The 22743-nt window shown below is 60.8% G+C and carries 24 protein-coding genes; 16 read left to right on the plus strand and 8 right to left on the minus strand.

Translation table 11 applies throughout. The features are described from left to right. Nucleotides 1-2 precede the first annotated feature (2 nt). Entirely contained in the window at nt 3-485 is a 483-nt protein-coding gene (locus ACIX9_RS15200; protein WP_013581381.1) for a hypothetical protein, read from the minus strand. A gap of 151 nt (nt 486-636) precedes the next feature. On the opposite strand from ACIX9_RS15200, the gene ACIX9_RS15205 reads away from it, so the two are divergent. Continuing rightward, nucleotides 637-1749, plus strand: a complete 1113-nt coding sequence (locus tag ACIX9_RS15205; RefSeq protein ID WP_013581382.1) for a VWA domain-containing protein — start codon at nt 637-639, stop codon at nt 1747-1749. A gap of 7 nt (nt 1750-1756) precedes the next feature. Here the strand turns inward: ACIX9_RS15205 and ACIX9_RS15210 are convergent, their stop codons facing one another. The 4 genes from ACIX9_RS15210 to ACIX9_RS15225 form a co-directional block, all read right to left on the minus strand. Beyond that, on the minus strand, nt 1757-4174 hold the full coding sequence (locus ACIX9_RS15210) for an Orn/Lys/Arg family decarboxylase (protein ID WP_013581383.1): 2418 nt from the start codon (nt 4172-4174) through the stop codon (nt 1757-1759). 63 nt (nt 4175-4237) lie between these two features. Next, nucleotides 4238-5584, minus strand: coding sequence for a phosphoglucosamine mutase (gene glmM, locus ACIX9_RS15215; protein ID WP_013581384.1), 1347 nt, complete (start codon nt 5582-5584; stop codon nt 4238-4240). Next, nucleotides 5581-7167 (minus strand): exodeoxyribonuclease VII large subunit, encoded by a 1587-nt coding sequence (gene xseA / locus ACIX9_RS15220; RefSeq protein WP_013581385.1) that lies wholly within the window; start codon nt 7165-7167, stop codon nt 5581-5583. The genes glmM and xseA overlap by 4 nt, the downstream gene beginning before the upstream one ends. Nucleotides 7168-7293: 126 nt before the next feature. Then, on the minus strand, nt 7294-7662 hold the full coding sequence (locus tag ACIX9_RS15225; RefSeq protein WP_013581386.1) for a response regulator: 369 nt from the start codon (nt 7660-7662) through the stop codon (nt 7294-7296). 186 nt (nt 7663-7848) lie between these two features. On the opposite strand from ACIX9_RS15225, the gene ACIX9_RS15230 reads away from it, so the two are divergent. Further along, nucleotides 7849-9072: a potassium channel family protein gene (locus ACIX9_RS15230; protein ID WP_013581387.1), complete on the plus strand. Its 1224-nt coding sequence runs from the start codon at nt 7849-7851 to the stop codon at nt 9070-9072. 94 nt (nt 9073-9166) lie between these two features. On the opposite strand, the gene ACIX9_RS15235 is transcribed toward ACIX9_RS15230, so the two are convergent. Beyond that, the gene (locus ACIX9_RS15235) at nt 9167-9904 is read right to left on the minus strand and encodes a tetratricopeptide repeat protein (protein WP_041597846.1); all 738 of its coding nucleotides are present in this window, start codon (nt 9902-9904) and stop codon (nt 9167-9169) included. Nucleotides 9905-10421: 517 nt separating this feature from the next. Between ACIX9_RS15235 and rplM the strand changes: the two genes are divergently transcribed. The 14 genes from rplM to ACIX9_RS15305 all read left to right on the plus strand — a co-directional run bounded on the left by rplM (nt 10422) and on the right by ACIX9_RS15305 (nt 21313). After that, the gene (gene rplM / locus ACIX9_RS15240; protein ID WP_013581389.1) at nt 10422-10934 is read left to right on the plus strand and encodes a 50S ribosomal protein L13; all 513 of its coding nucleotides are present in this window, start codon (nt 10422-10424) and stop codon (nt 10932-10934) included. Nucleotides 10935-11004: 70 nt separating this feature from the next. Next, nucleotides 11005-11400: a 30S ribosomal protein S9 gene (rpsI, locus tag ACIX9_RS15245; protein WP_013581390.1), complete on the plus strand. Its 396-nt coding sequence runs from the start codon at nt 11005-11007 to the stop codon at nt 11398-11400. Nucleotides 11401-11601: 201 nt separating this feature from the next. Next, nucleotides 11602-12543 carry a 30S ribosomal protein S2 gene (gene rpsB / locus ACIX9_RS15250; RefSeq protein WP_013581391.1) on the plus strand — a complete coding sequence of 314 codons (942 nt, stop codon included), beginning with the start codon at nt 11602-11604 and terminating at the stop codon, nt 12541-12543. Nucleotides 12544-12662: 119 nt separating this feature from the next. Continuing rightward, nucleotides 12663-13325, plus strand: a complete 663-nt coding sequence (locus ACIX9_RS15255) for a translation elongation factor Ts (protein WP_013581392.1) — start codon at nt 12663-12665, stop codon at nt 13323-13325. Nucleotides 13326-13609: 284 nt separating this feature from the next. Then, the gene (locus ACIX9_RS15260) at nt 13610-14302 is read left to right on the plus strand and encodes a hypothetical protein (RefSeq protein WP_157477601.1); all 693 of its coding nucleotides are present in this window, start codon (nt 13610-13612) and stop codon (nt 14300-14302) included. A 376-nt stretch (nt 14303-14678) separates the two neighbouring features. Further along, entirely contained in the window at nt 14679-15059 is a 381-nt protein-coding gene (gene hisI / locus ACIX9_RS15265) for a phosphoribosyl-AMP cyclohydrolase (RefSeq protein ID WP_013581395.1), read from the plus strand. Then, the gene (gene hisG, locus ACIX9_RS15270) at nt 15046-15924 is read left to right on the plus strand and encodes an ATP phosphoribosyltransferase (RefSeq protein ID WP_013581396.1); all 879 of its coding nucleotides are present in this window, start codon (nt 15046-15048) and stop codon (nt 15922-15924) included. Before hisI ends, hisG begins: the two co-directional genes overlap by 14 nt. Further along, a complete protein-coding gene (gene hisD, locus ACIX9_RS15275) occupies nt 15921-17201 on the plus strand; it encodes a histidinol dehydrogenase (protein ID WP_013581397.1) in 1281 nt (426 codons plus the stop codon). The genes hisG and hisD overlap by 4 nt, the downstream gene beginning before the upstream one ends. Continuing rightward, nucleotides 17198-18331 (plus strand): histidinol-phosphate transaminase, encoded by a 1134-nt coding sequence (gene hisC / locus ACIX9_RS15280; protein WP_013581398.1) that lies wholly within the window; start codon nt 17198-17200, stop codon nt 18329-18331. The genes hisD and hisC overlap by 4 nt, the downstream gene beginning before the upstream one ends. Then, nucleotides 18324-18923, plus strand: coding sequence for an imidazoleglycerol-phosphate dehydratase HisB (gene hisB / locus ACIX9_RS15285; protein ID WP_013581399.1), 600 nt, complete (start codon nt 18324-18326; stop codon nt 18921-18923). Before hisC ends, hisB begins: the two co-directional genes overlap by 8 nt. Next, nucleotides 18920-19528, plus strand: a complete 609-nt coding sequence (gene hisH / locus ACIX9_RS15290; protein ID WP_013581400.1) for an imidazole glycerol phosphate synthase subunit HisH — start codon at nt 18920-18922, stop codon at nt 19526-19528. Before hisB ends, hisH begins: the two co-directional genes overlap by 4 nt. Further along, nucleotides 19529-19810, plus strand: coding sequence for a biotin/lipoyl-containing protein (locus ACIX9_RS15295; RefSeq protein WP_013581401.1), 282 nt, complete (start codon nt 19529-19531; stop codon nt 19808-19810). Next, entirely contained in the window at nt 19811-20581 is a 771-nt protein-coding gene (gene hisF / locus ACIX9_RS15300) for an imidazole glycerol phosphate synthase subunit HisF (protein ID WP_013581402.1), read from the plus strand. Nucleotides 20582-20608: 27 nt separating this feature from the next. Then, entirely contained in the window at nt 20609-21313 is a 705-nt protein-coding gene (locus ACIX9_RS15305; RefSeq protein WP_013581403.1) for a 1-(5-phosphoribosyl)-5-[(5-phosphoribosylamino)methylideneamino]imidazole-4-carboxamide isomerase, read from the plus strand. A 3-nt stretch (nt 21314-21316) separates the two neighbouring features. On the opposite strand, the gene ACIX9_RS25910 is transcribed toward ACIX9_RS15305, so the two are convergent. Beyond that, nucleotides 21317-21493 (minus strand): hypothetical protein, encoded by a 177-nt coding sequence (locus tag ACIX9_RS25910; protein WP_013581404.1) that lies wholly within the window; start codon nt 21491-21493, stop codon nt 21317-21319. Nucleotides 21494-21565: 72 nt separating this feature from the next. Beyond that, nucleotides 21566-22516 carry a VWA domain-containing protein gene (locus tag ACIX9_RS15310; RefSeq protein ID WP_013581405.1) on the minus strand — a complete coding sequence of 317 codons (951 nt, stop codon included), beginning with the start codon at nt 22514-22516 and terminating at the stop codon, nt 21566-21568. Nucleotides 22517-22743 lie beyond the last annotated feature (227 nt).

Here is a 22743-nt window from a genome sequence, read left to right on the forward strand (position 1 = left end):
GCCTACAGTTTGACGCGGTCGTTTTCATTAGGCTGCGCAGCGCCAAAGTAGGCCGCACTTCCGGGATCTCCGGGGAGTTCGCCCAGGAACTGCTCGGGCTTGATGTCGTCACTGATCACCGGCAGCGATGGGAGCTTATCCGTGCTGCCCGCCTCATGCACGACGGCGTTGGCGTGTTCCATTACCTCTTCCACCGTCATCGTGTACATCTCACGGCCGTTGTCGTAACCGTTCTCGATGCAGGTCTTCAGATATCTGCCCGCAGCTTGCGCGGCCAGGTAATCGGTAATGACGAAGCCGGTGGACTTCTTCATCTCCACCCATGCAATGTTCGGCATCGCAATCCAGCAGGCACGTCCGTTGACGGCAAAGCGGATATCGGTCGCGTCGGCATGGCGCGTGGCGATGGCGACGACCGTTCCCTTCCACGTACAGTGGAGCGGCTCGGAGGTCCAGCGGTCAGTTACCGTGAAGTCTTCATACATGAATTTAGATTAGACGACTGGCAGGGTGGCGGCAAGGAGACGTGCAATCGACGAAGATATGCAAGGCGGAATAGCATCTTATTTCATAGCGTCGGCGGAGAGCGGAATCTGACACCTCCGCCACCCCGTCCACGACGCCCTGGAGTCTCCAATGTCGCGCACCTCTCCTCTGTTTGCCGCCGCCTTTCTCACTGCCACGCTGACGGTCTCCGCCTTCTCGCAGCAACTCACACCCGCACCTGCCGTGTCCTCCGCACCTGCGCCTTCCAGGTTGATGACGCTGGACGTCGTGGTCGCGCCGAAGTCCGGCGTTCCGGTGGCCGGCTTGCCTCAGTCTGCCTTCACGCTGCTCGATAACGGACGCTCGGAGGAGATTAAATCCTTCCGCGAGGTGAAAGGAGGGGCTACCAATCTGCAGGTGATCCTCGTCATTGATTCTGTAAACGCCCGCTTCTCCACGGTGTCCTATGAGCGCCAGGAGATTGGGAAGTACCTTCTGGCGGACGGCGGACGGCTCGCCCATCCAACGGCCCTGGCGATCATGACGGATACCGGCATCCAGATGCAGCAGGGCTATTCCACTGACGGTAAATCGCTCAACGAGTCACTGGAGCAGTCCGTAATCGGCCTACGTGAGATTCGACGTAACAGCGGCTTCTATGGCGCGGAGGAGCGGCTGGACGATTCGCTGCGCTCTTTGAACTTGCTGATCCAGCATGAGAAAACCGTGCCCGGCCGCAAACTTGTATTGTGGATCTCACCGGGCTGGCCCCTGCTTTCCGGCCCCGCCGTCGACCTGTCCTCCAAGCAGCGGACAGCCCTCTTTCGCTCCGTCGTCCAGACCTCCACCGAGCTTCGCCAGGCCGGCGTCACACTCTATAACCTGAATCCGGTGGGCGTTGGTGAGGATGTGGGCCGCGCCTTTTACTACCAGGAGTTTTTGAAGGGCGTCACCGCGCCAAATCACGTCGACCTCGGGGACCTCGGGCTTCAGGTCATCGCCACCCAGAGCGGAGGTCTCGTGGACATGCTGAACAGCGATGTCGCCGCCATGATCCGGCGCGATGTGCGTGATGCCGATGTCTACTACGAACTCTCCTTCACCCCCGCGCCTGGGGAAGACAAGATCGAGTACCACGGGCTGCAGGTTAAGGTCCCGGACACCAGCCTCACCGCGCGCACGCGGCAAGGCTACTATGCGTTACCTCCCGGCGTGGGCACGGACCAACCCATCGTCCCGCCACCGCTCCCAACCAAGCGTTGACCCCGGCTTATTCGCCGGAGCGGCGGATCGGCTTGGACTTCAAACGCTGCTTGTGAACCGGAGGCGCGTTGCTCGGCGGAGCCTTCTTGCCCTTGCGCTTCTTTGGCTTGCCTTCCGCACCCTCAATGACGGCGCGCATCCAGTAGTTGCCGTCGCTGTCGACCTCAATGCCATGAACCTCGCGCTCAAAGCCCGGGAACCGCTTGCCGAACTCCTCCATCGCCAGGATGAGCTTGATGACCGGGCTCTCTGAACTGCCCAGACGCTCACCCGGCATGGACATTGGAATGCCCGGCGGATACGGCACCAGCATCACAGCCGCCAGACGGCCGGCCATCTCGTTGAAGCGAATGCGCTCGGTCTGATTCTTCACCAGCTTCTGGTAGGTCTGCGCTGGCGTCAGCACGGGATCGAAGTCCTCATCGCACGCAGCGTTCACCAGGCCAGCCAGATCGAGATCCCCCATCACGGAGTGCATCTCGTCTGAAAGCTCTTTCAGGCTCACATTGCGGTATCGCGCGGGATACTTCGAGACCAACTCCGGTAATGCCTCTTCGAGAGGCGCCTCAGAGTCGTAGAGCCGCTTGAACTCGAACAGATTCTCAAGCAGCGAGCCCCACTTGCCCTTCGACGTACCCACCGAGAACAGGACCAGCACCGTGTAGTCGCCGACCCGCGCAATTTCAACGCGGCGGCTGTCCAGAAACTCCACCAGGATCGACGCAGGAATGCCCCACTCGGAGATCTTGCCCTGTGGATTCACACCCGGCGTCAGAATCGTCACCTTAGTCGGGTCCAGCATGCAGTAGTCGTCTGCGATGTCCTCGTCCTGATAGCCGTGCCAGTCCTCGCCCGGCTTCAGCGTCCAGCAGGAGGATGCAGTTCCCAGCAAGGAGTCCGGTGCCTCCTCAAACACGAACGACTCATCCGTCCGCGGGTCAATCACAACCTCAGGCTGATACAGCCGGAAGAACCATCCGTCGCCGTTCGATTCCGCAAGCCGCAGGCGGTGGGCAATCGAGCTCATCGCCTTGCGGAAGCTGATCGCATCCTGAATCGTCTCGTCCATCAACGTGGGGCCGGCAGGCTCGTCCATCATTGCCGCAGCCACGTCCAGCGAGGCAATCAGCGGATAGAAGGGAGACGTGGTGCCATGCATCATGAAGGATTCGTTGAACTGGTCGAAGTCTAGCGGAGCCCTCTGGCTCAGCTTCACATGCACCATCGAGCCCATGGAGAATGCCGCCAGCATCTTGTGCGTGGACTGCACGGAAAAGATTGCAGGCCGGTCCGGCATGTCGTCCGGCACATCCATCGCAAAACGCCCGCGATAGATGGGATGGAACTTCGCGTAGGCATACCAGGCCTCGTCAAAATGAACGCGAGGCACGGACTTTGAAAGCTCCTGCACCACGCGGTTCACGTCATAGCAAAGCCCGTCGTAGGTTGAGTTTGTTACGACCGCGTAGGTCGGTTCCTTGGAAGGCGCACCCGGCGTAAAAGGGCTCTTATCGATCAGCGACTTCACGTTCTCCGGGCTGAAGCGCTTCAGCGGCACCAGCCCGATCATCCCGTAGCCATTGCGCGTCGGCTTGAAGTATACCGGTCGCGCGCCCGTCACCGTCAGCGAGTGGCAGATGGACTTATGGCAGTTCGCATCCGCCAGCACGATATCGTCCTGCGCGATCACGCCGTGCCCGATGATCTGGTTGGAGTTCGAGCTTCCACCCAGCACGTAGAACGTCCAGTCCGCGCCAAAGATACGCGCGGCATTGCGTTCACTCTCGCCCGGAGGGCCAATGTGATCCAGCCACGAGCCCAGCGGAGCAGTCGAAATCCCAAGGTCCGAACGCATGATGTTTTCGCCGAAGAACTTGTGGAACTCCATGCCGATGGGGTGCTTCAGGAAAGCCACGCCGCCCATGTGTCCCGGCGCGTCCCAGCTATACGCACCTTCATCCGTGTACTTCTTCAGGACCTTGAAGTACGGGGGCAGCAACGTCTCGTGATAGCGCTCGACCGCAAAGTCGACGCGGTTGGCGATGAACGCCGGCGTATCGCCAAAGAGGTGGATGTACTCATGCACCTGCCGCACGACCTCCAGCGGCAGCTCCGAGACCAGCGTCCGGTCCGCGATGAGGAAGATCGGAATCTTCTTGTTGCGCCGCCGCACCGCGCGCAGAATCTGCAGCGCCTCGCGTTCCTGGAACTGGTTGTCGCCTTCGAGATCCCAGTCCAGCAGGATCGACGAGTACGAAGGGTCTGACGTGATCAGCGAGAGCCCATCCTCAGGGGTCGAGGTACGCACCACCTCATAGCCTTCCTCGCCAATCGCACTGACGAGCCGCTCCATGGCACGGTCGGAGACAGAGTCAGTCCCACCCACCTCACTCGCAATCAAAAGAACCCAACGCCCTTCGCTCATTCCACCTCACAAACCCAAACAAGCTATGGTATCGCCTTTTGGGTTACGAAGTGATCACGGGGCCTAAATGCCCAACTCCGCTTGAATCGCCCCAGCGATCGCATCCGCATGCTTCCGCATCTGCCCCTCATCCTCCGCCTCGATCATCACCCGCGCCAGCTTCTCCGTGCCCGAGTACCGGATCACCACCCGCCCCGTCCCCTTGAGCGCAGCCTCAGCCTCCGCAATCGCGTTGGCCACCGTGGCAATCTCCTCCAGCGGCCGCTTCTCCCGCACCTTCACATTCACGATCACCTGCGGAAACGTCTTCAGATCGCTCGTCAGCTCCGCCAGCGTCTTGCCCGAGCGATGGATTACGTCCAGGACCAGCAAGGCCGTCAGCAGCCCGTCCCCCGTGGTCGACCGACCCGCAAAGATGATGTGCCCGCTCTGCTCTCCGCCCAGCGTAGCCCCCGTCGCGAGCATCTGTTCCAGCACATACTTATCCCCCACCGGGGCCCGCAGCATCGCAATCCCGGAGCGCCCCAGCGCAGCTTCCAGCCCCATGTTCGACATCGTCGTCGCCACCACGGTCGCGTTCTTCAACTCCCCACGCGCATGCAGATCCCTAGCCGCAAGCAGCAGCACCGCATCCCCATTCACGACCTTGCCCGTCTCATCCGCAAACAGCGCACGATCCGCGTCGCCATCGAACGTAATCCCAATCGAAGCCTGATGCCGCACCACCTCCGCCGCCACAACCTCAGGATGGAGCGCCCCGCAGCCCAGGTTGATGTTCCGCCCATCCGGGCTCGCATGGGTGATCAGGCAAGTGCCACCCAAATCCGAAAACAACTGCGGCGCAACCGAACTTGCCGCGCCATTCGCGCAGTCCACCACAACCCGCTTGTTATCCAGCGACAATCCCGGTACAGCCGCCAGCAGAAATCGCATGTACTCCGCGCGATCCGCATCATTCACAGCCGGCGCATCGGCCGCCACTGGAGCGGCTGTATGAGACTCCAACTGCCGCTCAATCTCAGCCTCGATCGCCATCTCCGTCCCATCTGGCAGCTTGTAGCCATCCGGCCCAAACAGCTTGATCCCGTTATCCTGCCACGGATTGTGCGACGCCGAGATCACCACCCCCGCCGCGAACCCATGCGCGTGCGTCAGGTGCGCCACCGCCGGCGTCGTGATCACGCCCGCATTCTCCACCGTCGCACCACCCGTCACCAGCCCCGCCGTCAGCGTCGCCGCAATCTCCCCGCAGGACTCCCGCGTGTCCATCCCCAGCAGCACCCGCGGTGCATCCGTCACAGCCTTCAGCGACTTCGCCAATGCCAATCCCACCGCGTGAACCGTCGTTGCATCAAGCGGTGCCTGTCCAGCCACACCGCGAATCCCATCCGTCCCAAAAAACTTCTTCATCTGCCAGCCTTCTCCGTCGTTTCAATCTCTGTGATGCGAGCGCGCACACTTCCCCGCGCAAGCCGTGCTCGAATAACCTGTTCCACCCCAGCCTCACCCGCATCCCGCAGGATGCCGCCGTCCGCCCCATACACAATCGCATAGCCACGATTCAGCACCGCCAGCGGCGAAAGCGCCTCCAGCCGCGCGCTGGCACGCTCCAGCCGAACTCCGCGCCGCGCCACCATATCCTTCCCCGCCCGGTCCATCCTTGCCACCGCAATCTCCAGCCGCCGCTTCGCCATCGCCACCCGAACCGTAGGGTCCTGCCGCCGCAGCCTCGCTTCCAAAGCAATCACCCTGCCCGACCGCAAACGCTCAACCCGGGCAAACGCCGCTACCATCCGAAACTGCAACTCATCGACCTTCTGATGCCGCAACGAGATCGAATCCCGCAGCCTCGCCAGCACCTGCTCCGCGCTCAACCGGAAGAGCCTCTGCCGCGCATGCATCAGGTGGTATCGCCCTGCCCTTTGCACGCGAGCCTCCAGGGCCGAAATCCGCTCCCCAATCCTGTGTTGCGCGACCGTAATCAGCTCTGCCGCTGCGCTCGGCGTAGGTGCCCGCAGGTCCGCAACAAAGTCCGCGATCGTCGTATCGATCTCATGCCCGATCGCAGAAACCACCGGCAGCTCAGACTCCGCAATCACCCGCGCCAGAGCCTCATCGTTGAATCCCGCCAGGTCCTCAAACGACCCGCCCCCCCGCGCAATCAGGATCAGATCCACCCGATCCGGATGCTTATTGAACCACCGCACGCCGGCCATCACGGAGGGAGCGCATTGCGGCCCCTGCATCGTCGCCGGGTAGACCAATAGATTCAGCCGCGCATGACGCCGCCGAACCACGTTGATGATATCGGTTAGCGCAGCCCCGTTCGCCGAGGTCACAATTCCCACGCAATGCGGAAACGGCGGCAGCGGCTTCTTCCGCGCCGCATCGAACAGCCCCTCCGCCGCCAGCCGCTTCTTCAACTGCTCGAACGCCAGTTGCAGCGCGCCTTCGCCACGCGGGCGCATCGTCTCCGCAATCAGTTGGAGTTGTCCCCGCGTCTCATAGACTGAGATCCGTCCGCGCACCTCCACCGAAAGTCCGTCCTTAGGCTTGAACCCCAACAAACTGGCCTGCCGCCGGAACATCACCACGGAAAGCTGGGCGTCCCCATCCTTCAGCGTGAGGTACACATGCCCTGAGGCCGCAGGCCTGCAGTTGGAAATCTCACCTTCAACCGTCAGCGTGCCCTCATAGCTCCGCTCCACGCTCTGACGAATCTCGTTCAGAAGCTGCCGAACCGTGTAAAGAATCGGCTCCCGCACCTTGGCCACAACTGAAGGCTCAGGGGGAGTCAACACAATCGGCGCATACACCCGAGGTCCCACGGGGGCCTTCACGGGCTCCGGCACAATCACCGGCCCCGGCTCAAACGCAAACATCGGCTGTTCAGGATTTGCTTTGTATTTGGCGCCCGCCCCGGCACCCTTCCGAGGCTTCCCCTTACCCGCCCTCAAACTCAAAAAGCTCGGAATCGGATCATCCACAGGCATCCGCTAAAGTCTAACGCAAAGGACAGTGGCGAAGCAGTGAAGCACCAAGTGGCTAGACAGTGGAGCAGCAGCACCGACTGCCTCTCCACGACCCCATCACTGCCATCCCACTGTTCCTAAACTGTCCTAAGCTGTCTTCAGCATCGTTCCGGCCTCACGCAGCAGCTCCGCCGGCTGGCAGGGCTTGGTCAGGATCTGCACCTTCTGCCGCAACCCTTTGGCCGTATCCTGCACCCGCCCCAGGCTTCCATACAGCCCCGTCAATACCAGAATCGGGCACCCGGGAAGCTCGCGCCCCAGGTCCAGCATCAGGTCTACCCCATCCCGTCCCGGCATATCGATATCGCAGATCACCAGGTCCGGCACCTGGCTCATCGCCGCGATCAGCGCCTCCCCGGCAGAGTACGCCGTCGTTACTTCAAATCCATGCTTTTCGAAGATAAGGCTCAACGTGCGAGCTACAACAAGTTCGTCGTCAACGATCAGAATTTTCATGGCCGTCTCTCGCGAAGTCAGGTTGGATTCCAACAAAAAACCTCGTACGCCTATCCAAATGCACCAGGTTTCCGCTGTCAAGTGAACATTTGGCGGTTATGTCGCATCGGGAACATAGTGGTTTGACGAAACCAAAACGGGACAGTCACCCTTACACCCGCGCCACCCCCAAGGTAAGGTAGACCCATGCACGTCCTCGCCTGCATTCTGGGAATCTTCTTCTGTAACGGCGTCGTACTCGACGCCTTCCAGACCATCATCCTGCCGCGCCGTCCCTCCGGCCGCTTCCGCATCACGCGCCTCTTCTACATCGTCACATGGGGGCCGCTTACCGCGATTGCCGCCCGGGTCCGCGACCGCCGCGTCCGCGAGCAGATCTACAGCATCTACGGGCCCGTCTCCCTCATCCTGCTGCTCGGCCTCTGGGCCGTCATCCTGATCACCGGCTTCGCCCTCATCTACTTCGCCGCCGGCACCCCCTTCCATGACGCTGTCCTCCTCACCCACGCCACAGACCTCGCACGCCTGCGGGACGACCTCTACGTCAGCGGCACCACCCTCTTCACCCTCGGCATGGGCGACGTCATCCCCCTCACCCATCTCGCACGCGTCGTCGTCGTTCTCGAATCCGGCACCGGCCTGGGCTTTGTGGCGCTTGTCATCGGATACCTGCCCGTCATCTACCAGGCCTTCTCCCGCCGCGAGGTCTCCGTCGCCATGCTCGACGGCCGGGCCGGCTCACCCCCCACCGCCACCGAGCTTCTTCGGCGCCATGGCTTTGAAGGCGGCCAGGAAGAGCTCATTACCCTGCTTGAAGAGTGGGAGCGCTGGGCCGCCGAGATCCTTGAATCCCACATCTCCTACCCCATCCTCTGTTACTACCGCTCCCAGCATGACAACCAGAGCTGGCTCTCCGCGCTCGTCGCCATCCTCGACGCCTGCGCCCTCTTGATCACTACCATCGACGGCCCCACCACCCGCCAGGCACAGCTCACCTTCGCCATGGCCCGCCACGCCCTCATCGATCTCGGCCACGTCTTCCATGTGGAGGGCAAGCTGGCACCGGAATCCGAGATCACCGATGAGCGCCTCCCCGCCGAGGTCTTCGACCGGCTCTGCGATGCGCTGGGCGAGATGCAGATGCGCCTCTGCGGAGACCCCGCCACCATGCGCCGCCTCACCGCCATCCGCGCCATGTACGAGCCCCACGCCCTGGCCCTCTCCAACTACCTCTGCATGCCACTGCCCCTCTGGATCGCCGAACCCAAGGCCGGAGACGCCTGGAAGAAGGTCGCCGACCTCCGCATGAAGCAATCCACCCCCACCCCCATCGACCCACTCAATGCCCAAAGACACGTAAGCTCAAACTCCACCGCACTGAACCTGCATGACGAAGAGCACGGCTTCTAGCCGAAGCGAATCACAGCGTGCGCAGAGCAAAAGAGAGACCACAGAGGATCTCTCTGTGGTCTCGTGGTTCTCTCGTGTTCTCTGTGATTCGCTTTTACTGCTGAAGCGAAGGCCCAGTCGCGGCAGCCGGATTCAACTTCTGTGCCGCCAGAACGCCGCCGACACCCTTGGCGTCCTTATCCTTCAACTGCGCGTAGATCTTGCGAGCCTGCTCGGTCTTGCCCTCAGCCGTGTACATCTCGGCCAGCGCGATCTGCGCCGTAGCCGCCGGAACCGTGTTCGTCGGCTTCGCAGCAAGCTGGTTGTATAGGTCGACGGCCTGCCCATCGCGCCCGGTCTGCCGGTAAAGATCCGCCAGCGCAAGCTTCGCCAGGTTCGCCAGATCCTTGTCGAAGCCGTCCGCGACTGCCTTCAACGTCGTCTCCGCCGTTTGGGTCTGGCCTGCCTCTGCAGCGGTCAAGCCGGCGAAGTAGCGTGCATTCTTGCCGTCCTTGGTCATACCGTAGTGGTCGGCCACGTTCGCAAACAGCTTGTTCGCCGCCGTGGCACGCTCGGCCACGTTGGCATAGGTCTTCACGCCAGGCATCGCGGGCTGGCCAGCAATCGCCACGGGCGCCTGGTACACCTGCATCGCCTCACCAAAGGCTGTCTCCGCCGCGTTGGAACGCTGCGTGTAGATCACGCCGACAGCTACAAGAATGATGATGACGGCCAGCAGGAGTGAAACCGTCACGATCACCGACTTGCGGTTTTCCTTGGCCCACTCAAGGCCGTGGCTGGTGGTGGTGATGAAGTTATCCTGCTTGAGAGCTGCTTTGGTCTGTTGATCCACGGGTCTGGGTTCTTCCTTTTCGGTCGCGGCGAAAGATTCAGCCGCGGGAGAGCTTGTGAGCATTGGCGCAGCGACTAGTTTAGCAGGGCATTCCAGAATTTCTCCGCAATCGTTGACTCCGGGCATCATCTTAGGTAGTCTGGAAGCTCGCGCAGTCTCGCGTCTGCACGTCTGTACCCGGCTATGCCGTGATTCGGACGAAGAAAACGGGCGAGACAAAGGCCTCGAGAGCTGGACCGATCCGAAGTACAGGACGAGTTCCGGCCAGTCGCAGCCAAGTCGTGATCCAGGCCGACAGTCCTGAAACTCTGGTGAATTCAAGCCTTAGTTGATCCCATACTGTCCCCGGCAGTCCGGTCTCGCGGTGGAGCTTCCCCGCAAACCTTTCGCCAGGCACTCAGATTCTTCTGCGGACGGCCTTGTGCCGCCTGCCAACCATGTTCGTTTCGCCTCTCATCTTCATGCCCCACGCCGCCCCCTAACTGAAGACGGCAGAACCAGGGAGTACATCCGCACTATGAACAACACCACCACGATCCCCAGCGGCAAAGACATTCAGCGCAAGTGGTTTGTGATCGACGCAGCCGGCAAGACGCTCGGCCGTCTCTCCACTACCGCCGCCAGCATTCTGGCCGGCAAGCTGAACCCGCTCTACACCCCCTACATCGACATGGGCGACCACGTTATCGTGATCAACGCCGAGAAGATCGTCCTCACCGGCCTCAAGGCTGACAGCAAGATGTATCGCCGCTACACCGGCTTCCCCGGCGGTCTGCGCGAGGAAAGCTTCATCAAGCTGCTGGCTCGCCGTCCGGAAGCGATCGTCGAACAGTCGATCAAGGGCATGCTGCCGAAGAGCAAGATGGGCCGCCAGATGGCCACCAAGCTGAAGGTCTACAAGGGCGGACAGCATCCTCACTTCGCCCAGCAGCCGGTGCCGTTGGAGTTCCACGCTTCGAACGCAAAGAAGACCCCAGGCGTTCCCAAGCCCGGTCAGCCGACGCACCACATCCCGGCTCTCGAAGGCTAAAGTCTCCGTCTCTCGTGGTTAGTTCATCCGGACTCTTACTTCTACTTAGGTTTTGATTTTGAGGAGCAACATGGCAGATCTTATTCAGTACTACGGCACCGGTCGTCGCAAGAGCTCGATCGCCCGTGTCTTCCTGCGTCCCGGCAGCGGCAAGTTCACTGTCAACAAGAAGGACGTAGACGTCTACTTCGTCACCCCTCAGCAGCGCGTCGCGGCTCGCCGTTCGCTCGGCATCGCCGGCATTGAAGAGACCTTTGACGTTCTCACCACCGTTCGCGGCGGCGGCGTCATGGGCCAGGCCGATGCAGTCAAGCTCGGCATCGCACGTGCGCTCATGGAGTTCAACCCTGAACTGCGCAAGGCTCTGAAGGCTGAAGGCCTGACGACCCGCGATTCGCGCGGCAAGGAACGCAAGAAGTACGGGCAGAAGGGCGCTCGCGCACGCTTCCAGTTCAGCAAGCGGTAATCAGCTTCTTGTTCCGGGCCGCTGGTTGTATGCGGCGGTCCGGAGCTTGTTTTCGCATCAACTTCGGGATCTTTCATCGCCCGGGGCATGGACTTAAATCTCCCGACGCCTTACCGCAAGGGATCAACACAGACTTGGGCCGTTACTTTTCCGGAGATGACCGGGAAGTGCGGAGCGCAGGTCTTAAAACAGGAGCCTCACATGGCAAACATTACGATGAAGGAATTGCTCGAAGCCGGCGTACACTTCGGCCACCAGACCAAGCGTTGGAACCCCAAGATGAAGGAATACATCTTCGGCGAGCGCAACGGCATTTACATCATCGACCTTCAGAAGACCTTGAAGATGTTCAAGGAAGCTTCCAAGTTCGTAACCGATCTGACCTCCACCGGCAAGCTCATCCTGTTCGTCGGCACCAAGCGCCAGGCTCAGGACGCAGTCGCTGAGGAAGCGACCCGCGCCGGCATGCCGTACATCAACAGCCGCTGGCTCGGCGGTCTGCTCACCAACTGGGTCACCGTGCAGAAGTCCGTCAAGCGCCTCCAGGAGCTGGACGATATGTCCACCGACGGCCGCTATGAGCTGCTGACCAAGAAGGAAGTCATCAAGCTGGAGCGCGAGCGCAAGCACCTCGCAACCAACCTCTCCGGTATCAAGGCCATGAAGCGCCTTCCCGATGCTCTCTTCGTCATCGACTCCAACAACGAGGCCATCGCCGTTGCGGAAGCCCGCAAGCTCGGCATCCCCGTCGTCGCTGTCGTCGACACCAACTGCGATCCGACCGTGGTCGACTACGTCATCCCGGGTAACGACGATGCGCTCCGCGCCATTCGCCTGTTCACCATGAAGATGGCCGACTCTGCCGCTGAAGGCGTCCAGATGGTCTCCGAGCGTGCCTTCGCCACCGAGTCCGCCGACGTTCGCGAGCTTCCGACCGAGTCGCACTTCATCGGCGAAGAGGGTGAAGAGATCGAGGCTCCAGTGCAGGAGTCGACCGGTACGGCTGAGGCTTCCGTTGAGGATGCCGAGTCTGAGGTCATCGATCTCGAAGCAGCTCTCGGCGGCGGCATCAAGAAGGCACCCGCGGCTGCAACCGAGCCCGAGCCGGAAGCTGAAGCCGTTCACGCTGAAGCGACTGCCTAGTCTGGAACCCCGCTTTACAGCAAGAGCGTGGAGGCCGGGCAAGCCCGCACCACGCTCTTTCTGCGTAAGAACACAACTGTAACATTGGCAGCGTACGCTGCAAGAGGAAGGATCTTATTATGTCTACCGAAACAGCCGTGAAGATCGACGCAAAACTCGTCAAGGAACTCCGTGAGAAGTCCGGCGCCCCCATGGGCGACTGCCTGAAAGCGCTGCAGGAGGCCAAGGGCGATATGGAGAATGCATTCGTCGTCCTGCGCAAGCGCGGCATGGCGTCCGCGGCCAAGAAGGCCTCGCGCAGCACCAACGAAGGCGCTGTGGGCACGTACATCCACGCCGGCGGCAAGATCGGTGTGCTGATCGAACTCAACTGCGAGTCCGACTTCGTCGCCCGCACCGAGGACTTTCAGGAGCTGCTCCGCGATATCGCCATGCACATCGCCGCCACCGATCCCCGCTTCGTGGGTCGTGAGGAGGTCGCTCAGGCTGACCTCGACCGCGAGAAGGAGGTCTTCCTCGCACAGCCCGCAATGAAGGGCAAGCCGGAGGCCGTCATCAGCAAGATTCTCGAAGGCAAGATGAGCAAGTTCTACGAGGAGGTCTGCCTGCTCGATCAACCGTTCATCAAGGAAGCCAGCCAGACGATCTCGCAGCTCATCGCCAGCAAGGTCGCCAAGCTTGGTGAGAATATCTCGGTTCGCCGCTTCGCCCGCTTCAAGGTAGGCGCATCGGACTGGACCGTAGCCCAGACCAAGATTGCCGCAGAGGAGCCCCAGGCATAGGCCTAGCGCAAAACCTCAGTAGCACATCGAGCCCGGGCGACAGCCCGGGCTCTTTATATTGGAGAGACTCATATGGACGAGATTATTTTTCACCCGATTTATAGCCTTGCTCGGAATCGCTCCAGCGAGCCCGGATTTGATCTCAGCCTGCTACCTCTCTCCATAACGGAAAATGTGACGTTGGAAGACATTTCCCCATTTCTATCGAAAGATTCCTTCAACACTTGGAAAAGATTCTTAGGCGAACCCGAATTTGAGAGATTGGGAAGGATTCGCTTGCGTTGGTGCGACGGTTTGATTCGTTACCAATCAAATCTGTGAATCGAGAAGGCACATCAGAAACAGTCGAAGAGGTGATGGCATGCCTGCGCCTTATACGACCGATGCGCGAATACCTTGGTCTTTTTAAAGGGCACCTCAGGGATGACGGCACCATAGACATTCAGAGTTTCTCATCACCCTACTCTGTCGAGGAAGTGTCAGAAGTGGAAAAACTCTTTACTGTGCGCACAGTAGATGCATTGAGGCTGCGTGAAATTGCGCCGTATTTCATAGAAGCCCGGCGGAATAAACGGTGGAAAATACTCATGGCTGTTGAGTTCTATCAAGCCGGGTTCTTTCAAACTAACTACTGGAAAGCCCGATATGCATTGCGTTGCTCTTCCATTGAGGCAGTCTTTGGTTCGACCAAGCACCGCAAAGCAAGGGTCACTAAAGATCGCATCTTGAAATTCCTTGGTGGAGATACCCGGATCTACGAGCCCGGTGATATTCCAGATTACTTGCAGCAGGCAACTGACATTACGGTTGGTTCTGTGCTTGAAGAACTCTTCGATGTAAGGAATTGCATCGCACACGGCGATCGGATTCCTGATCGGTTTTTTGCTGGGATACAAGACAGGGAGTTCAGCGCCAGCTTCCCCTTATGGCAGTGCTCGACGAGGCGGCAAGTTCAATCGCGCGGAAAAGCATCCTGAAGATACTCGAAAAGAATGTTGGCCATGAATTCGAAAGCAGTGATACGGCGGACCGGTTTTTCGCATCCCTTTGATTGTGTTCAGAATCGATTTGCCTCTATCCGTACAGTATGTTCTGTTAATCGAATGATGAGTTTGTTAGGCGTCTAGTTGACAATCCGCCACCCCCTCGATAGCCTTGAATTCAATGCGTAGCTCTTTCCAGCATCGGCATCATCACCATCATCATGCGATCAGCGTGTTGGCGGCTGTGTCCGGTGCGAAGAACTAACGAAACGCACAACAGGATTACAAGAAGGCCCGCCGACGCGAACACCGCGAGCGGGCCTTTTGTCTGCGCGGGTGTCAGCTTCGGCAAACCCACAGGAGAGTTAGGATGAACGCGGTAAACACAGCGGATAACGTGGCAATCGACTTCGGCAAGACGGACGGCCTCGTCGCCGGAATGGTGCAGGACGCGAAGACGGGCGAGATCCTCATGCTCGGCTTCCTCAACGAAGAGAGCTACAAAAAGACCCTCGAAACCGGCTACGTCACCTTCTGGTCGCGCAGCCGCCAGAAGCTCTGGATGAAGGGTGAGACCAGCGGCAATCGCCTCAAGGTCGTCACCGCCGCCACCGACTGCGACAACGACGCGCTGCTCTTTCGCGTGGAGGTTGAAGGCGACGGACTCGTCTGCCACGAAGGCACCGTAAGCTGCTTCACCAAACCAATCGCAATCGCGGTCTCTGGAGACAATGAAAATGACGCCCGGTAAGTTGAAGCTCGGTATTCCCAAAGGCAGCCTGCAGGATGCCACCATCGCCCTCTTTGAACGCGCCGGCTGGCGCATCTTCGCCAGCGGCCGCAGTTACTTTCCGCAGATCGACGACGTTGAGATCGAGTGCATGCTCGTTCGCGCACAGGAGATGGCGCGCTACGTCGAGCACGGTGCCCTGGACGCCGGTCTCACCGGCAACGATTGGGTGCTCGAGAACGAGTCCGACGTGGAGCGCATCACCAGCCTTACTTACTCCAAGGTCAGCCGCGGCACCGTCAAGTGGGTCCTCGCAGTGCCGGAAGACTCACCGTTTCAGAAGCCTGAGGACCTCGCCGGCAAGATCATCGCAACTGAGCTCGTCGAGTTCACCAAGCGCTACTTCGCCGGCAAGAACATCCCCGTCAAGGTCGAGTTCAGCTGGGGCGCGACCGAGGTCAAGCCCCCCACGCTCGCCGACGCCATCGTTGAAGTCACCGAGACCGGCTCATCCCTCAAGGCCAATCGACTCCGCATCATCGAGACCCTCATGGAGTCCGAGACGCAACTCATCGCCAACAAGACCGCCTATGCCGACGCCTGGAAGCGCGAGAAGATCAACAACATCTCCCTCATGCTCAACGCCGCCATCGCCGCACAGGGCCGCGTTGGCCTCATGCTGAACGTGGCGAAGGAAGATCTCGAAGCAGTCTCGGCGCAGCTCCCCGCGTTGAACTCGCCCACCGTCTCCCAGCTCTCCGGCGGCAACGGCTTCGCGCTCAACACCATTCTTGACGAGCGCGTCGTCCGTGAGGTCATCCCCAAGCTCAAGGCTGCGGGCGCAACCGGCATCGTCGAGTACCCCCTGAGCAAGGTCGTCCTATGAAGCTCGTCAAAACATACGGCGAATCGGCCAAGGCCGCGGCCGCGCTGATCGAATCCATCGAGCAACGCGGCGCAACCAACACGGCTCGCGTGGAGAACACGGTCAGCACGATCCTCGCGGACGTGCGCCAGGGCGGCGATGAAGCTGTGATGGAGTATGCCGCCCGCTTTGACGGCCTGCAATGCATCAACGGCAAATCGCAGCCACTCCTCGTCACCCGCGAGGAGATGAAGGCGGCCTGGGACGACACCGACGCGACCTTGCGCGAGGCAATGGAGATCGCGCAAGCCAACATCCGCGCCTTCGCGGAAGCCCAGAAGCCCGGGGAGTGGACCATCGAGCCCGCCGCCGGAGTGCAGACTGGCCAGATCGTTCGTCCGCTCGGAAGCGTCGGTTGCTATGTCCCCGGGGGCCGTTATCCCCTGCCCTCCACGCTCATCATGACCGTCACGCCCGCACAGGTCGCTGGCGTGGCCCGCATCGTCGTCTGCTCCCCCAAGCCCGCAAAGGAGACCCTTGCTGCAGGCTGGCTCTGCGGCGTGACGGAGTTCTATCGCATGGGCGGCGCGCAGGCCGTCGCAGCCATGGCCTTCGGCACGCAAACCATCGGCCGCGTAGAAAAGATTGTGGGCCCCGGCAATCTCTACGTCACCGCCGCCAAGGCAGCCGTGTCGCATGAGTGCGGTATCGACATGCCCGCCGGCCCCACCGAGATCGGCGTCATGAGCGAGCATGGCGACCCCGCCGGCATCGCCGCTGACCTCGTCGCGCAAGCCGAACACGATCCCGAAACCCTAGCCGTCCTCATCACCCCCAGCGAGACCCTCGCAGAAGCCGTCCTAGCAGAGGTAAAGCAGCAGGCAAAGGCTAACGAGATCGCCGAGCAGTCGCTCACAGCACAAGGCGCGATATTCGTAACCAAAACAGTCACAGAAGCACAAGACCTCACCAACCGCCTGGCCTTCGAGCACCTGACGGTAGACAACACCACCGATCTGAAGTGGGTCCAGAACGCCGGCTCCGTCTTCGTTGGCCAATACTCCCCACAGTCCATGGGCGACTACGTAAGCGGCCCCAACCACGTCCTGCCCACCGGCCGCGCAGGCCGCATCCGTGGCGGCCTCAGCGTCATGGACTTCCTCAAGATCATCACCGTGCAGGAGTACACCAGGTCCGGCCTCGCCCATCTCGGTCCCCACGCCATCGCGATGGCTGAAGCCGAGGGCCTTGTAGGCCACGCTGAAAGCGTCCGCGTAAAGATGGGAGGCAAGCAATGAGCATCGCAGAAGCAATCAAAACCGTTGCCCCACGCCGCGCCATCCTTGAGATGCCCGAGTACCACCCGCCCCTCGCCAGCCGCGACGCCCTGCGCCTCGACTTCAACGAGAACACCTTCGCCCCCTCGCCCCGTGTCATGGAGCGCCTCCAAACCATCACCGCCGAAGGCCTCACCAAGTATCCCGAACGCGAACCCGTCGAGCGCATCGTAGCCACCAAATTCGGCCTCGATTCAAAGCAGGTCCTTCTCACCAACGGCGTCGACGAAGCCATCCATCTCCTCTGCGTCACCTTCCTCGAAGACGACGACGAGGCCCTCATCTGGACCCCAGGTTTCTTCATGTACGACGTCAACATTCAACTCATGTCGCCCGGCGGCCTGCGTAAGGTTCAGTCGGACGCATCCATGCAGTTCCCCCGGGAGCGCTTCCTTGCCGCCATCACGGACAAGACGAAGCTCATCATGATCGCCTCGCCCAATAACCCCACGGGCGCCACCATCCCTTGCGCGGACTTGCTCGCCATCGCCAACGCCGCGCCCCATGCGGTCCTGATGGTCGATGAAGCCTACTTCCACTTCCACGGCGAAACCACCATGGGCGATGTTGGTGACGTCCCCAACCTCATCGTAGCCCGCACCTTCTCCAAGGCCTACGGTCTCGCGAATCTTCGCGTCGGCATGCTCGCCGGCGACGCCCGCCTCATCGGTTACCTTCGCAAGGCAAGCTCGCCCTATAACGTCAACGGCGTCGCGCTCACCTGCCTTCCCGTTGCGCTTGAAGATGACGCCTACATCGCCTGGTACGTCGACCAGATTCGCACCGGCCGCGAGCGCATCATGGCCGGCCTCGACGAACTCGGCGTCTCCTACTTTCCTAGCGAAGCCAACTTCGTCCTCATGCAGATCGGTGAAAAGCACACGGCCCTCGTCAACGCAATGCGCCAACGCGGCGTCCTGTTACGCGACCGCTCCGCAGACCCCGGCTGCGATGGCTTCGTGCGCATCACCGTCGGCATCGCGGATCAGGTCACACAAGGCCTCGCAGCCCTGAAGGATTCCCTGATAGAGATCAACTGGGCCGGCCCCGTCGCCGCTCACGACACAGCATTGGAGCGCGAGTATGAGTGACACAATCCGCATCGGCACAGTCAACCGCAACACCACGGAAACCCAGATCGCCCTCACCCTCACCGTCGACGGCCAGGGCACGTACAACGTCAGCACCGGCATCCGCTTCTTCGATCACATGCTGGAGCTCTTCACGCGTCACGGTGGCTTTGACCTCGACCTCAAGGTGACCGGCGACCTTGACGTCGATCAACACCACACCGTCGAAGACACCGGCATCGCCCTCGGCGAGGCCTTCCTTGAAGCGCTCGGCGATAAGAAAGGCATCATGCGCGCCGGCTACTTCGTCATGCCCATGGACGAGACCCTCGCAGTAGCTGCAGTCGATCTCAGCGGCCGCACCGCCTATGCGGTTGAGACCGAGGTCGACGTCCCCATCGTAGGCGACCTCCAAACGGAGCTCGTCACCGACTTCTTCGAAGGCTTCGCACGCGGCGCAAAGTGCAACGTCCACGTCAAAACCATGTACGGCCGCAGCAACCACCACAAGATCGAAGCCATCTTCAAAGCCTTCGCACGCGCCATGCGCGGGGCCTGCTCTCGTGATGAACGCATGAAGGAAATGCTGCCCAGCACGAAGGGCCTACTGTGATAGCAGTTATCGACTACAAAGCCGGCAACCTCACCAGTGTCGTCAAGGCCCTGAACTACCTCGGCGCTGAGACGACCATCACCCAAGACCCGGACCTCATTCGCACCGCGAGTAAGATCGTTCTCCCCGGCGTAGGCCACTTCCGCTCAACAGACCTGCTCAACAAACTCGGCATCACCGAAGCCGTCCGTGGAGCCATCACCAAAGGCTCACTCTTCCTTGGCGTCTGCGTCGGTCTGCAGTGGCTCTTTGAAGGCTCAACCGAAGCCCCTGAAACCCCAGGCCTCGGCCACTTCAAAGGTCTCTGTGAGCGCTTCCCCGCCCATTATGAAGGCGCCGAACTCAAGTCCCCTCACGTAGGCTGGAACTCCCTCGACTCCATCCGTCCGGACTCTCGTCTCCTTCGCGGTGTACCCCCCGGAGGCTTCGTCTACTACACCCACTCCTGGCGAGCCCCGATCCTATCTGCAACCGCATCAGTTACAAAATACGGCGGCCCCTTCACTGGCGTCGTCGAGCAGGACAACGTCATGGGCGTCCAGTTTCACCCAGAGAAATCCAGCGCAACAGGCCTTCAAGTCCTCAAGAACTTCGTGGAGCTGTAAATGCCATTCATGTATGAGTTGACCCTCGCACCCGGCGAGCCCGAATACACCTTCGTCCAGCAACTCGTTCCCGTCGGCACCCTCGTCAGCACCGGCCAGCCCGTTGCAACCCTCACGGACGGAGCCATGGAGTACCACGTCCCCGCCCCGCGCCAGGGCCTGATCGTGCAGTGGTTCGTGGAGCACGGTGGCCGCGTAGCCGGCAACGACGGCCTCGCCCGCATCGTCTGCGAAGGTGAAGCCGAAGAGGTCCCGCCAGCCAGCCCCATGAGGCTCGGCTAAATGCTGACCAAGCGCATCATAGCCTGCCTTGACGTACGCGGAGGCCGCGTCGTCAAAGGCATTCAGTTCGTCGACATCATCGATGCGGGAGACCCAGCCGAACTCGCTCACCGCCACGCCGCCGCAGGCGCGGATGAGATCGTCCTGCTCGACATCACCGCTACCCACGAAGGCCGCGGCACCCTCATCGACACCGTCAAGCGCACGGCCGCAGCCCTCTTCGTGCCCTTTACCGTAGGCGGCGGCATCCGCTCCGCAGAGGATGCCGCAGCCGTCTTCGATGCCGGTGCGGACAAGGTCAGCATCAACTCCTCCGCCATCGCACGCCCGGAGTTGATCGGCGAGATTGGCGGGAGCTTCGGCGCACAGGCCGTCATCGTCGCCATTGACGCGCGGCGTGGCACGCTCGGCGTAGAAGACGCAGAGGTCTACGTCAGCGGAGGCCGCAAGCCCACTGGCCTGCGCGTCGTCGATTGGGCCCGCGAGGCCGAGCAGCGCGGCGCAGGCGAGATCCTCCTCACCTCCATGAACACAGATGGCATGCGCAACGGCTTCGATTGCGAGCTCACCGCACGCGTCAGTGAAGCCGTCCAGATCCCCGTCATCGCCAGCGGTGGAGCAGGTTCCGCCGCACACTTCGCAGAGGTCTTCGCACGCGGTAAGGCCGACGCCGCCCTCGCCGCCAGCATCTTCCACTTCGGCGTCACTGACTCCCGCGAGCTCAAAGCAGAGCTCCAACGCGCAGGCGTTAGCGTACGCCTCCCCTGCTAAAGAAATAAGTAACCAGAAAGGATACAAATGCTCATTCCTTCCATCGACCTCATGGGCGGCCGCATCGTTCAGCTCGTCCAGGGTGAAAAACTCAAGCTGGCTTTTGATGACTTCGAGTACTGGATCGACCGCTTCTCCAAGTATCCCCTCGTCCAACTCATTGACCTCGACGCCGCCATGCGTCAGGGCGAAAACACCGCTCTTATTGAGATGATCTGCAAGCGTCTCCCCTGCCAGGTCGGCGGCGGCCTCAAAACCGCGGAAGACGGCCAGCGCCTCCTCGACGCAGGCGCAAAGCGAGTCATCTACGGCTCCTCCCTTTTCGGCGCAGCCACGGAAGCGGAAGGTAAGCGCCGCCACAAACTCATCCGTCTCGAATTCGCGGAAGGCCTCAAGAAGACCCTCGGCGAAGAAGCCATCTGCTTCTCGGTCGATACCAAAGCCGGCAAGGTAGCGGTCAAAGGCTGGAAGGACTCCGTCGATCTCACGCCTGAAGAAGCTGTCACCTGGCTCGAAGACTCCTGCGCCGCCTTCCTCTACACCCACGTCGATACCGAAGGCACCATGACCGGCTTCCCCATCGATGTTGCCGCCATCCTCCGCGCCTGCACCGCCAAACAGCTCATCGTCGCGGGCGGCATCAAGGAACGCGCGGAGGTCGATGCTCTTGACGCAATGGGTGTAGACGCCGTAGCCGGCATGGCCGTCTACTCCGGGGCCATGGAGGCCTGACCCTCAGTTCCCCGGCGCAAAGACCGCATAAGCAACGATCCCCAGAGCCAACGCCACAAAGGCGATGAGACCCCACATCATCGCCTTCTCTTCCATCGTCTCCCGATGCAGTTTGACCGCTCTTAGAAAGCGCTGTTGCGCACTGCGCTGCAAAGTCGCAGCGTCGTTTGTAATCCTCATGCCTCACCCTTCCTGACTACGCTTTCAGGAATAGTCTTCAACGCATGAGGAAGGCATAAGCGTCAGCTTGAATTATTCCGTAGACCCGCCATCCGGGATTGCATAATACCCCTTCCGAGCCTGGATCTTGATCCCCTTGCCGCAGTCCAGGTTGATCGTCCGGAACTTGCCGTTGAACTCCAGGTCCTTCGGCGTATAGCTCAGCAGGTACTGGGTCCGCAGCTCATCCTGAATCTGGTCGAACGCATCTTCCAGCTTCCGACCATTGTTCCCTACGTTGATCACGCGCCCGCCCGTGTCGTGCGCCAGGCTCTCCATATCCCGGTCGCCGCCAAAGCTGAACCCGCCGCCAGAATAGAACCCGCGATCCGCAATCAAGATCACGTAAACGATCGCGTTCGCCTTCTGTGCCGCCTCCGTCGCCGTCTTCAACGTCTCCTGCGATCCCTGATCGCCGCCGTCGGTCAGCATCACCAGGATCTTCCGCCCTGCCTCCTGCCGCAGTTTGTCATGCGCTGCCAGGTACACTGCGTCGTACAGCAGCGTGCCCTTCGGGGTCGAGTTGCCCGTCACCGAACCCGTTCCCGCACCCGTATTGATCGTGGCCTTATCGATCGATCGTTTGATCTCCCTTGGGCTGTTCGTGTAGTCGGACAGAAGATCCACATTGATGTCGAATGAGATCAAAAACGCCTCATCCTTGGGCGTCAGCACCGTCTTCAGAAACTCCGCACCGGACTGCTGCTCCAACGGCAGCACGTTCTGCTGCGACCCGGACGTGTCCAACAAAATCCCAATCGTCAGCGGAAGCTTCTTTTCCTGGGTAAAGTTCTTGATCTTCTGCTCGTCCTTGTTCTCAAGAACCGAGCAGTCGTCCTTCTTCAGGTTCGTAATAAATCCGTTCTTATCCCGTGCGGAAAAATAGACGTTCACCAGGTTCGTCCCAATCTTCAGCGTTTGCAGTGGATTATCCTCTTCCACCTGAGCTGGAGCGTTGGATTTTGGCGGCGGCCCGGACGGCATCGGGGCCTCCTGGGCCCACAGGAGAGGTGCAAACGAAGAGGCGGCGAAGAGTGTGGCAGTCAAGGCAAGGCGGCGCATAATCCGTTAGACGGTGAATTGCTGCTCTAGGGCGCACCTGATCTTTACGGACTTTATGGCATTTCTTACCTTTGGAACGGCCTGGAGGCTCCCAGCGGGCACCCTAGACCGTACCTGCTGCGTCCAAGCTGGTAGGCTGTAGGTTGGCC

Origin of the sequence: Granulicella tundricola MP5ACTX9 (assembly GCF_000178975.2) — a bacterium.
In the GTDB taxonomy this organism is placed as follows: Bacteria; Acidobacteriota; Terriglobia; order Terriglobales; family Acidobacteriaceae; genus Edaphobacter; species Edaphobacter tundricola.